The 11,185-nt window shown below is 50.3% G+C and carries 9 protein-coding genes, 1 tRNA gene and 1 pseudogene; 3 read left to right on the forward strand and 8 right to left on the reverse strand.

Translation table 11 applies throughout. The annotated features are described in order from the left end of the window. Positions 1–29: 29 nt before the first annotated feature. A complete protein-coding gene (locus ACFOE0_RS08935; RefSeq protein WP_115134825.1) occupies positions 30–422 on the reverse strand; it encodes a hypothetical protein in 393 nt (130 codons plus the stop codon). Between the two features lie 239 nt (positions 423–661). Between ACFOE0_RS08935 and ACFOE0_RS08940 the strand changes: the two genes are divergently transcribed. Beyond that, the gene (locus ACFOE0_RS08940; protein ID WP_248937829.1) at positions 662–2,038 is read left to right on the forward strand and encodes a Gfo/Idh/MocA family protein; all 1,377 of its coding nucleotides are present in this window, start codon (positions 662–664) and stop codon (positions 2,036–2,038) included. Between the two features lie 7 nt (positions 2,039–2,045). Here the strand turns inward: ACFOE0_RS08940 and ACFOE0_RS08945 are convergent, their stop codons facing one another. The 6 genes from ACFOE0_RS08945 to ACFOE0_RS08970 form a co-directional block, all read right to left on the reverse strand. Further along, positions 2,046–2,543, reverse strand: a complete 498-nt coding sequence (locus tag ACFOE0_RS08945; protein ID WP_248937830.1) for a CIA30 family protein — start codon at positions 2,541–2,543, stop codon at positions 2,046–2,048. Positions 2,544–2,612: 69 nt separating this feature from the next. Then, on the reverse strand, positions 2,613–3,842 hold the full coding sequence (gene sstT, locus ACFOE0_RS08950) for a serine/threonine transporter SstT (protein WP_248937831.1): 1,230 nt from the start codon (positions 3,840–3,842) through the stop codon (positions 2,613–2,615). 293 nt (positions 3,843–4,135) lie between these two features. After that, the gene (locus ACFOE0_RS08955) at positions 4,136–5,032 is read right to left on the reverse strand and encodes a chemotaxis protein (RefSeq protein ID WP_248937832.1); all 897 of its coding nucleotides are present in this window, start codon (positions 5,030–5,032) and stop codon (positions 4,136–4,138) included. Positions 5,033–5,108: 76 nt separating this feature from the next. Further along, complete coding sequence (locus ACFOE0_RS08960; RefSeq protein ID WP_248937833.1) at positions 5,109–6,665, reverse strand: phospholipase D family protein; 1,557 nt, start codon at positions 6,663–6,665, stop codon at positions 5,109–5,111. Positions 6,666–6,687: 22 nt separating this feature from the next. Next, positions 6,688–7,155 carry a phosphatase domain-containing putative toxin gene (locus tag ACFOE0_RS08965; protein ID WP_248937834.1) on the reverse strand — a complete coding sequence of 156 codons (468 nt, stop codon included), beginning with the start codon at positions 7,153–7,155 and terminating at the stop codon, positions 6,688–6,690. 95 nt (positions 7,156–7,250) lie between these two features. After that, positions 7,251–8,456 (reverse strand): DEAD/DEAH box helicase, encoded by a 1,206-nt coding sequence (locus ACFOE0_RS08970; RefSeq protein WP_248937835.1) that lies wholly within the window; start codon positions 8,454–8,456, stop codon positions 7,251–7,253. Positions 8,457–8,639: 183 nt separating this feature from the next. On the opposite strand from ACFOE0_RS08970, the gene ACFOE0_RS08975 reads away from it, so the two are divergent. After that, on the forward strand, positions 8,640–10,469 hold the full coding sequence (locus ACFOE0_RS08975) for an ABC transporter ATP-binding protein (RefSeq protein WP_248937836.1): 1,830 nt from the start codon (positions 8,640–8,642) through the stop codon (positions 10,467–10,469). Positions 10,470–10,542: 73 nt separating this feature from the next. Next, positions 10,543–10,752: pseudogene (locus tag ACFOE0_RS08980) on the forward strand (ABC transporter ATP-binding protein); the annotation flags it as partial. A gap of 221 nt (positions 10,753–10,973) precedes the next feature. On the opposite strand, the gene ACFOE0_RS08985 reads toward ACFOE0_RS08980, so the two are convergent. Beyond that, positions 10,974–11,049 (reverse strand) — tRNA-Ala (locus ACFOE0_RS08985). Positions 11,050–11,185: the final 136 nt, after the last annotated feature.

Raw genomic sequence — 11,185 nt, forward strand, 5'->3', positions numbered from 1 at the left:
CCTTGTCTGGCCTATGGCTCCAACCCTATTCAGGCTGTCTCAAGCAACATACAGCCCTGAGCATTACAAACGCTTAGTTTGCCATCCTGCAACAGGAAGTATTCACCAAACAGGTTACCGCCTCTGTCTTCCAACTTGAGGCCCTGTTCAGTTTCAGTCACCAGCATTTTGTCGCGACTGTGACAGCCATCCTCTGACCAGGACTCCAATACCCACTCCCCACCGCTGCGATAGACATTGATCTTGTCTCCTTCGCCATCACGGTTATCCAGCCATTCACCAACCAGCTGTTGAGGTTCCATCTGTCTTTTACCTCCCTGACAATTAATACGTCTTATCTTTGCCGATGCCTCACGACTATTAAAAAACTCGATAGCGGCATCAAGAATTTCATGTGGCACAGGACTAAGCATAGCGGTCATTGTCAGGGGTTCTCCAGCGTTAAATAAGGGAAAGTTGCAGTTTTTTACATTCTGCAGGTGGAATTGGCGGCAAGTGTACTTATTCGCCCTCAAAATAACGTGACACTGATCACTCAAATGAAATTAAGCGCAGAAAAAAACAGCAGCAAACGCTGCAAGTTTGACCTGTGTTGTTTGCGTTTTGTTATAAGATGCCAGGCACTGGAACCTTAAAAACAACAATCCAGACAGGAAGGACTATGAGCCAATTCAACAGAAGGGATTTTTTGCGCGCTGCAACAGCAGTTACGGCAACCGCAGTGGCCGGTACTATGGCTGGCTGCCAATCCACCTCAGCCAGCCAGCCTCTGGCCAAAGGTAAGAGTGTTATCGGCCTGATAGCGGCATCAATGGAAACAGTCAGAGTGGCCTTTATCGGTGTTGGTCAGCGTGGCTATGGACATGTGAAGCACTTCTGCCATCTTGATGGTGTGGAAATTAAAGCCATATGTGACACCCACCAGGAAGTGCTCGACAGAGCCGTTAATCTGGTGACTGACAAAGGCCTGCCTGCTCCAGCTGCTTATGGCAAAGATGAGTATGACTATCAGCGCATGCTTGAGCGGGACGACATAGACATTGTGGTTATCTCCACGCCGTGGAAATGGCACGCCCCCATGGCAATAGACACCATGGAAAGTGGCAAGCACGCCTTTGTTGAGGTCCCTCTGGCGCTGACCGTTGAAGAGTGCTGGCAGTTGGTGGATACAGCCGAACGAACCCAAAAGAACTGTATGATGATGGAGAACGTCAACTACGGTCGGGATGAGTTGATGGTGCTTAATATGGTACGCCAGGGACTGTTTGGCGAGTTACTCCACGGGGAAGCAGCCTATATCCACGAACTGCGCTGGCAGATGAAGGAGATAGAGCAAAGCACAGGTTCATGGCGAACTTACTGGCATACCAGGCGTAACGGTAACCTCTATCCCACCCATGGGCTGGGGCCTGTTTCCCAGTATATGAATATCAACCGTGGCGACAGATTCGATTATCTGACCTCAATGAGCTCACCGGCACTGGGCCGACAACTTTATGCCAGACGAGAATTTCCTGCCGACCACGAGCGCAATCAGCTTAACTATATCAATGGCGATATGAGCACGACGCTGATCAAGACGGTTAAGGGCAGAACCATTATGGTTCAGCACGATACCACCACCCCGCGTCCTTACAGTCGCCATAATCTAATCCAGGGCACCAACGGTGTGTTTGCCGGTTTTCCGAACCGTATTGCGCTGGAACATGGCGGCAGTGGCAACTTCCACCAGTGGGATTATGAGATGGATAGCTGGTATGCCAAATATGACCACCCTTTGTGGCAGCATATGGGTAAAGAAGCTGAGCGTAACGGCGGCCATGGTGGTATGGACTTTTTGATGCTGTGGCGCATGGTGTACTGTCTGCGCAATGCTGAGCCGCTGGATCAGGATGTATATGACGGTGCCGCCTGGTCGGTGATCAATATCCTGAGTGAGCAGTCACTCGCTAACCGCTCAAACTCAGTAGATATTCCCGACTTCACCAGGGGAGCCTGGGAAACGGCCACGCCACTGGGCATTATCACACCAGCTTAGCCCCAGCTCAAAGAGCCTCGATAGACTTAATCAGCAGGGTGAAATCACCACCCTGCTTGTCTCCTATTACCAACCCCAGACTGACAATCGCATTAAAGTCCGGCGCAACCCCATTGAGTCTCTGACCACGGCTTTTGGCTTGGTAGTCAACCAGTGGCAGCACGACTTGCAGCCACTCTTCACTCAGTGAATCGTCGGTATCAAACTCGTATTGAAATACTGGGCTTAATGGCTCAATGGAATCCTTAAGATTCAGCTTGTAGCGCTTACCATCCCCTTTTACCCAAAGCTGTAACCTTTCTGCTCCTGAGAGATCCAGGCTTAATTCATCTTTCCGCACCGAGGCAAAGCCACCGCCGTTAGCCAGGGAGACATGGCCGGAAAACACAGCATGCCCGAGTGGAGAAGCCGACATTCTTGAGCGGGACAATCCGCCCATTACACCATCATTAATACTGTACCAGGCCTGAGCTGAGTCCAGACGGGAAAAGTCACATAGAAACATTAGGGTACCAATAAACAAAAAACGGGAACCTGAGGCTCCCGTTTTATCAAAATCCTGACTGACTTACTATTAAGCGTTGGCTTTAGCTTCAGCACGCTCAGCAGCTTCACATGCTGCTGCAGTAAACACAACGTCAGTTGAGGAGTTCAACGCGGTTTCAGCCGCATCCTGAATCACACCAATGATAAAGCCAACGGCAACAACCTGCATAGCCACGTCATTGGAGATACCAAACAAGCTACAGGCCAGTGGGATAAGCAGCAAAGAGCCACCGGCGACACCAGATGCACCACAGGCAGATACTGCCGCCACAATACTCAGCAGCAGCGCCGTAAAGATATCAACCTGAATACCCATGGTATGTACAGCTGCCAGAGTCAGGATAGTGATAGTGATGGCCGCCCCCCCCATATTGATAGTGGCACCCAGCGGGATAGAGACAGAGTAAGTATCCTCATGCAGCTTCATCTTTTCACACAGCGCCATGTTTACCGGGATGTTGGCCGCGGATGAACGGGTAAAGAAGGCTGTCACGCCACTTTCACGCAGACACTGGAACACCAGTGGATAAGGGTTGCGACGGATCTTGACGTAAACAATAAGCGGGTTGACCACCAGCGCAATAATCGCCATGGCACCCAGCAGTACGGCCAGCAGATGTGCGTAACCAGCCAGTGCAGAGAAACCTGTCTTGGCAATGGTGCCGGATACCAGACCGAAGATACCCAGAGGCGCCAGACGGATAATAAAGCGCACCATCTGAGACACACTGTGGCTCATGTCGGAGAACACCATCTTGGTAGTGTCATTGGCATGATGCAGCGCAATCCCCAGACCTACACCCCAGGCCAGAATACCAATGTAGTTACCTGTCATCAGCGCATTAACCGGGTTGTCTACCAGCTGGAACAGCAGAGTGCTCAATACCTCGGCGATGCCCTGAGGTGGAGTCGCACCTTCCGCGCCGGAAGCCAGTACCAATTCGGTTGGGAACAGGAAGCTCATCACCACAGCAGTCAAGGCTGCTGCAAAGGTACCCACCAGATAGAGCATCACAATGGGACGCATCTGGGTATGAGCATTCTTCTTCTGGTTAGCGATAGAAGCTGCCACCAGAATAAACACCAATACAGGGGCAATGGCTTTCAGTGCCCCTACGAACAGACCACCCAGGAATTCAACCTGGAGTGCGGCCTCGGGGGCTGTCGTCGCCAGCAGAACGCCGGCAATGATCCCCACGAGAATTTGCAGTACCAGACTGCCGCTGGCGAGACGCGCCAACAATGATTGTTGTTTCATGACTTGACCTTAAAAGCTGTTAATCGGAGCTGTTTCCCTGCTCGTTCGGCGGGCAGCTCTCTTTGGATATCTTGATTGCAAAAATAAGGGTAAGCAGGGTTTGTATAGGATGCAGGCGGGTTTGTCCAGCCAAAGCCGTGACCCAACCGACAGTTCGGCACTCAATGGCGATTCTGCGTACGATTGTGCAGCTCAATGGCAACATAGCTCCCTTGTTGCCAACGATCCTACATGATTCAATACGAGGTTTGTTTGTGAGACGCTAATTCAGCATAAGCTTGCATGACTGCCTGTCATGCGGTTTCTGATTCGCTGTGCCGGTGGGCCCCGGTCAGCATGGCGTGTATTAACTCATCTGCGTCAAATTTAGTCAGCGCCTCATCAGCGCCAACCTGATGCGCCTGACTGACACTGATCTCACTGGAGAGAGAGGTGTGCAGGATCAGATAGGCCTGAGACAGCGCAGGGTCGTTTTTGACTTCGAATGCCAGTTCATAGCCATCCAGCCCCGGCATTTCGATATCACTGACCAGAATATCCACCGGGCGACCCGCTCTGGCGTCCTGCTGCATCAACTCCAGCGCACTCGCCCCATTATCTGTAACCTGATAGGGAATATTGAGGTCGTCGAGCGCATCGGACAGTTGTTTTCTGGCGACTTTCGAATCGTCTACCAACAGAATATTCAGGGGCTTCAACATCTCACGCTGGACGTCTGTTACCGCAGCATACTGTTTGGTGAAAGGGAAAATCCTGCTCATCAGCAGTTCAACATCCAACAGCTGCACCAATTCATTGTCGACACGGGTAATACCGGTTAAGAAAGCATTTTTACCCAGGTTATCGTCCGGCTGCTCTATTTCACGCCAATTGCACTCAACAATGCGTTCAATCTTACGTACCAAAAAACCGGTAATCTGACGGTGACAATCCGTCACTATGATAAAGGCATCTTGCTTTTCTTCCTCAGTAATGCCCCGATACCCTACCGCCATCGGCATATCAACCACAGGTATTGTCTTGCCCCGGATGGTCGCAGTGCCTATCACAGAAGGATGAGCTTGAGGTAATTGATTCAAACGGCAATAGGGAACCAGCTCCTGGATTTTTAAGGTACCAAGTGCAAAAATCTGATGCCGGGTCAACCTGAACAACAACAGTCCCTGTGACTGATTGGCTTTAGAGGTCATAATGAGTTGCCTGCAAGCGTATCCTGTTAAACCATTAATTTAATGTGGTTTTATCTCAAAGCAAAAATAATATTGTTTACAACTGCGACTCGATGGGAAGCCAGGACAGCAGCTCTACCAACAGCCGCTGCCACCATCCGGCCCCAGGTTCAGAATCCAAGCTACGTCCCGAGCCCCTGTCCAGCCAAATAAGGGTTCCCTGTTCCAAGTTTAGTTCATAGGCCTGAGTCGGTAACCTTTGTTCTATTTCTTTACTAAGACGACCCGCCAACTGAGGTTGTTCAACCATCACACCCATTTCTGTGTTGAGCAGCGCCGACCTTGGGTCAAAGTTAAACGAGCCCACAAACAGCTTTTGCCGGTCAAAGATCACCGTCTTGGCATGAAGGCTGGATTTGGAACTCCCGGTCAGGGACTTGTCGGATTCCAGCAAGTCGGGTTTTATTTCATATAGTGTGACACCAGCCTCCAACAATTGCTGACGATAGTTTTGATATCCCGCGTGAACCGCCAGCACATCTGTCGCTGCCAGACTATTGGTGACCACAATGACCTTAACTCCACGCCTGGACAGGCCAGTCAGGAGCTCAGTACCCGACGCGGTCGGCACAAAGTAGGGAGATATAATTAAAAGCTCGGACTCTACGGCTTGTATTGCCTGCCAAAGCTCTGCCACCACCCAGTGATTTTCCACTGACATGGCTTGCTTCAGAGGTGGATCAGACCAAAGCTCTGCCACGCCCCAATACCATTGGTAAAACTCACCAGGTGCATCGTTTTCCAAATGAGATTCAGTAAGAATGGCCAGCATTCTGCTGTTAATCAATCGACTGAGGTATGGGTGGGAAGCCATGTCACGTCGGGCTTTTTTAATATCCCGGGCAAATGCGGCAAGCTGCTCTTCACTGACATGGATATCTGATAAGGCTGATATAGGCTGCACGTGAGGCGCATTCCAGTAATCGTCAAAGCTTGCAGATACCTTAGTCACAACAGGTCCGGTGAGCCAAAGATCCAGATCGCCAAACTCAAGCGTCTCATCAGCGGCAAAGTATTCGTTTCCGATGTTGCGACCACCAACAATCGAGAATTGATTGTCTGCGGTCAGAGACTTGTTGTGCATTCGGTAGTTTAGCCTCGGAAAGTTAAACAGCATACCGAGGTTATTGAAGTGACGAGAAGGGTTGGGGTTGAAGCTGCGAACCTGAATATTGGGGTGTTTGGCAAGTGCAACCAAACCTTTATCTTTAGAGGTGGTGGCAAGGTCATCCAGTAGTATTCTTACTCTGACACCTCGGTCTGCCGCCTCCATTAGTGCCAAAGCGATCAGTGCCCCGGTATCGTCACCTCGATAAATATAATATTGCAGGTCGATGGAGGATTCAGCCTGACTGATCAGCAGCAACCGCGCCACCATGGCATCCAGAGGGTCGCCTAGCAACTGGACGCCAGATTGACCTTGATAAAGGTGCTGCAGCTTACTGGCATATTGGCTCAATGGGGCCTGACTGTCCGCCGTCAAAAAACGCAGTTCAGCTTTATCCGGATAGTCGGGTGTCGAGGCGCATCCGACTATCAATACTGACCAAAGCAATAACAGACTTACACTAAATTGACCGTTCCCAAATCGCATTCCCCCTCCATGGGCCTTTTATTTACTGCAGAGCGTAAATGACATCAAACACAAACTGATCCCAGCCTGGCTTGGAAAATGCCTGTTCGTTCATCGCTCTGACCTGACTGACCGCATGTACAGGAGCAGCTCCCAGCTCTGTCAGATAACAGGCCATCACCAGACTGGTAAGTTCATTGCCTGTGTCGCAGCATAACAATATCGGTTTATTGAGCTCGCGGCATTGATTAATCAGCCCAACACACTCAGCAACTGTGGCGCAAAACTCGGGGGTAACAGCGTCATCCACAAGGGCTGGCGTTGTCATGTTCAGGAATCGACACTCAATATCAGCTGAGTTGAGTGCATCTTTGTGGGTTTCACTCAGGGGCGAAAGCGCCAATACAGATTTAAATCCTGCGTCCTGCAGCTCAATCACATTCCATGCTGCGATATCCGGCCCACAACGGCCCGCGATATCACCTTCAACCAACCAAAACAGATGCTTCATAAGGTCACCACTTCACACTCGTTCTTCCCCACAGAGTATGTATTGAAAAATACCCTGCAGGCACTACAACCAAGAGTTACCACAAATATCCAAATTCAGCCTTTCTGTGGTGGCGTTTTTTTGTCTTTGCTCACATTGGTAGCTGCAGCCGGCAGTTCAAAACCGGGAAACTGCTCTCTTTGCAGTCTGAGCTTGTGCTTTTTCTCAATCACCCTGAAATGATGGAACTCGTCAGGACAGATAAGCGATATAGCCTGTCCTGACTCACCTGCCCGGCCGGTCCGACCGATACGGTGAACATAATCTGCCGGACTGCGTGGCAACTCATAGTTTACTACGGCAGGCAGCTTATCTATGTCCAATCCGCGGGCAGCAATATCTGTGGCAATCAGGATCTGCAGTTTGCCCTGTCTGAAGTCATTGAGCACAGAAACCCGGTTCCCCTGCGACTTATCACCATGAAACACCTGAGTTTTAATGCCAGCACGCTGCAGTTTCTGCTGAAGACGATTGCAGGTCTGCCTGGCATTGGCAAATACCAACAACTGTCGCCAGTCATGCTGTTTAATCAGATTGATCAGAAGCTGAGTTTTACGCTCCTGAGCCACTTCAAATACCCGTTGCTCAATATCAGCTTTGTCTGTGGACTCTTCCAGCGCGATGTCCAGAGGTTGACGCAGCACTTTACTCGCCAGCGCTGAGACCTCATCACCAAAGGTGGCCGAAAACAGCGCCGTCTGCCTTTGATTCGGGAGCAGACTGAATACCTTTGCCAACTCGTCGGAGAAGCCCAAACTCAGCAACTTATCAGCCTCATCCAGGATCAGTGTTTCCAGTTGATTCAGTTTAACCGCGTTTTTACTGATCAGATCCAGCAGGCGGCCTGGCGTTGCGACCAGAATATCGGCACCACCGCGCAGTGCTATCATCTGCGGGTTCACAGAGACTCCGCCAAACACAGTCACCACTTTGAGTTTAGGCTGCAACAAGGCGCCATAACTGCGAATACTCTCCCCTACCTGCATCGCCAACTCCCGACTTGGCGATAACACCAGAGCCCTGACTTTACGACCGCGACCAGCTGGCGGCGTCATATAAAGACGTTGCAATAAAGGCAGCGCAAAGGCTGCGGTTTTTCCTGAGCCGGTATTGGCTTTTACTTTGACATCACAGCCTTTCAAAAGCGCTGGCACCGACACTTGCTGAACACCTTTCGGGGCGTTATACCCCAGTGTTTCAAGCTGTCGGGTCAGGGGCTCAATAAGGCCCAAAGAAGAAAAAGAAGCTGTGTTGTCGCTCATATAAAAGTCCTGAATTTGGCAAGGTGCGAATAGTACCTTATCCGGTGCATCAAAGCTGCAAGTTCTCACCCTGGCATTCGGATTGTCTGATGGGCAATAAGATGGATACTTGGTGAGCAATTCCATACCGGTTGGAGTAAGCTGATGCCAGTCTTGGATTTTAGCTTGCAAGAAAGGATGCAGATGTTCCGATTATTTGAAGGATGGACAGATCCACTTCCCGCCGCCGAGCCCCAACAACCTCCCAAGGGGTTATACCGCTTCTGCCGTCACTATACCCGTGGTTTTGAAAAGCCGTTGATTGTGATGTCAGTGCTCACTGCGCTGCTGGCGATGCTGGAGGTCAGCCTGTTTGGCTTTATGGGGCAGTTGGTGGATTGGCTGACAACCAAAGATCCCGCAACGCTACTGGAAGATGAAGGCAGTAAATTACTGGGCATGACACTGCTTGTATTGGTTGCCCTGCCCCTGCTGACGCTACTGCACGCACTCATTGCCTACCAAACCCTGCTGGGAAATTATCCCATGTCGATTCGCTATCTGGCCCACAGGTATCTGCTTAAACAAAGCGTCTCCTTCTATCAGAATGATTTTGCCGGGCGGGTGGCGACCAAGGTGATGCAGACCTCATTGTCAGTGCGGGAAACAGTGATGAAGCTGCTGGATGTATTGGTATACATCCTGGTGTATTTCACCTCCATGCTGGTGATGATCGCCAGTGCAGATACCCGCCTGGTCCTGCCCATGCTGGCGTGGGTGGTGGTGTATATCGGCCTGCAATATTACTTCGTACCAAGATTAAAAGCTGTATCTGCCGATCAGGCTGAAGCCAGATCCATGATGACGGGACGTATAGTCGACAGCTATACCAATATCACCACGGTAAAACTATTTGCTCATACAGATCAGGAAGGCGAATACGCCAAAGCCGGCATGAGTGATTTTTTGCAAACCGTATACCGCCAGATGCGCCTGGTAACTGGACTTAATGTGAGTGTACAGGTTTCCAATTACCTGCTGGCGTTTGTTATCGCTGCCATGTCGATTTATCTGTGGACAGACAGTGCCATTACCGTTGGAGCCATCGCGGTAGCGGTAAGCCTGGCATTAAGACTCAATGGTATGTCCCAGTGGATGATGTGGGAAGTCAGCTCGCTGTTTGAAAATATCGGGACGGTAGCCGATGGCATGAGCACATTGTGCAAGCCAACCAGCATAGAGGACGCTAATGATGCCAAAGAGATTCAGGTTACTCAGGGACAGATCGCCTTTGATGAAGTGAGCTTTCACTATGGAGAAGATGAGATTGTAATTGAAGATCTGGATCTGGAGATTAAGCCAGGCGAAAAGGTCGGCTTGGTTGGTCGCTCAGGGGCTGGTAAATCAACACTGGTAAATCTGTTGATGCGCTTCTATGACGTAGAAAAAGGGGCTATTCGTATCGATGGGCAGGATTTGCGCAGCGTCACACAGGACTCCCTCCGCGCACAAATCGGCATGGTAACCCAGGATACCTCTCTGCTTCACAGAAGTATCCGGGATAATATTCTCTACGGTAAACCTGACGCCAGTGATGAAGAGCTGTGGCAGGCAATAGAGCAGGCGCAGGCTGGCAACTTCATCAATCATCTCACCGATCCCCATGGCAATCATGGGCTGGATGCATTAGTAGGTGAACGTGGGGTTAAGCTTTCCGGTGGACAGAGGCAACGTATTGCTATTGCACGGGTGTTACTGAAAGATGCACCGATACTCTTGTTGGATGAGGCAACTTCCGCTCTGGATTCAGAAGTAGAAGCCGCAATTCAGGAAAGTCTATACAAATTGATGGAAGGCAAGACAGTGATTGCCATTGCGCACAGATTGTCGACCATTGCTGCAATGGACAGGCTTATCGTGCTGGATAAAGGCAAAGTAGTTGAACAGGGAACTCACAAGGAACTAATTGCCCAGGGCGGTATTTATGCCCAATTATGGGCCCACCAGACTGGCGGCTTCCTGGGAGTTGAGTAAGAGCTCATTAGACCGCGACAGTGCAAGATTTACCGATAACTGTCAGCCTTATACGCTAGCAGTTGTCTCTTAGATTCAGGAAAGTCTGTACAAATTGATGGAAGGCAAGACAGTGATTGCCATTGCGCACAGATTGTCGACTATTGCTGCAATGGACAGGCTTATCGTGGTGGATAAAGGCAAAGTAGTTGAACAGGGAACTCACAAGGAACTAATTGCCCAGGGCGGTATTTATGCCCAATTATGGGCCCACCAGACTGGCGGCTTCCTGGGAGTTGAGTAAGAGTTCATTAGGCCGCGACAGTGCAAGATTTACCGATAACTGTCAGCCTTATACGCTGGCAGTTGTCTCTTAGATTTAGGCGAGCCATTGGCCTGCCCCGCTCCACTCGATTCAGGTATAAAGATGATTTGTTAGGAGTCAGACTGGATTGGGAAAGAAGTAAATTTCAGGTACAAAAAAACCGCCCAATGGCGGTTGTTGTTTCTTTCATTAAGGAAGATTGGTGGAGCTACGCGGGATCGAACCGCGGACCTCTTGCATGCCATGCAAGCGCTCTCCCAGCTGAGCTATAGCCCCTTATTTTCGTTATTCAACGAAATATCTGGATTGGTATCTTCTGGTGTTTGATACCGCAGTGCCATTGTTGTAGCGCGGTGTCCCACCGCCATCGGCGTCAGAACAAAATATGTGGCATCCCCTAGGGGATTCGAAC

The sequence above is a fragment of the Shewanella submarina genome (assembly GCF_042646185.1).
Classification (GTDB): domain Bacteria; phylum Pseudomonadota; class Gammaproteobacteria; order Enterobacterales; family Shewanellaceae; genus Shewanella; species Shewanella corallii.

What these genes read in the sequence shown, in the direction of transcription:
- ACFOE0_RS08960 (WP_248937833.1), bottom strand. Translation starts at nt 6,665, where the DNA reads ATGCGATTTGGGAACGGTCAATTTAGTGTAAGTCTGTTATTGCTTTGG.
- ACFOE0_RS08970 (WP_248937835.1), bottom strand. Translation starts at nt 8,456, where the DNA reads ATGAGCGACAACACAGCTTCTTTTTCTTCTTTGGGCCTTATTGAGCCC.
- ACFOE0_RS08935 (WP_115134825.1), bottom strand. Translation starts at nt 422, where the DNA reads ATGACCGCTATGCTTAGTCCTGTGCCACATGAAATTCTTGATGCCGCT.
- ACFOE0_RS08975 (WP_248937836.1), top strand. Translation starts at nt 8,640, where the DNA reads ATGTTCCGATTATTTGAAGGATGGACAGATCCACTTCCCGCCGCCGAG.
- ACFOE0_RS08965 (WP_248937834.1), bottom strand. Translation starts at nt 7,155, where the DNA reads ATGAAGCATCTGTTTTGGTTGGTTGAAGGTGATATCGCGGGCCGTTGT.
- sstT (WP_248937831.1), bottom strand. Translation starts at nt 3,842, where the DNA reads ATGAAACAACAATCATTGTTGGCGCGTCTCGCCAGCGGCAGTCTGGTA.
- ACFOE0_RS08955 (WP_248937832.1), bottom strand. Translation starts at nt 5,032, where the DNA reads ATGACCTCTAAAGCCAATCAGTCACAGGGACTGTTGTTGTTCAGGTTG.
- ACFOE0_RS08940 (WP_248937829.1), top strand. Translation starts at nt 662, where the DNA reads ATGAGCCAATTCAACAGAAGGGATTTTTTGCGCGCTGCAACAGCAGTT.
- ACFOE0_RS08945 (WP_248937830.1), bottom strand. Translation starts at nt 2,543, where the DNA reads ATGTTTCTATGTGACTTTTCCCGTCTGGACTCAGCTCAGGCCTGGTAC.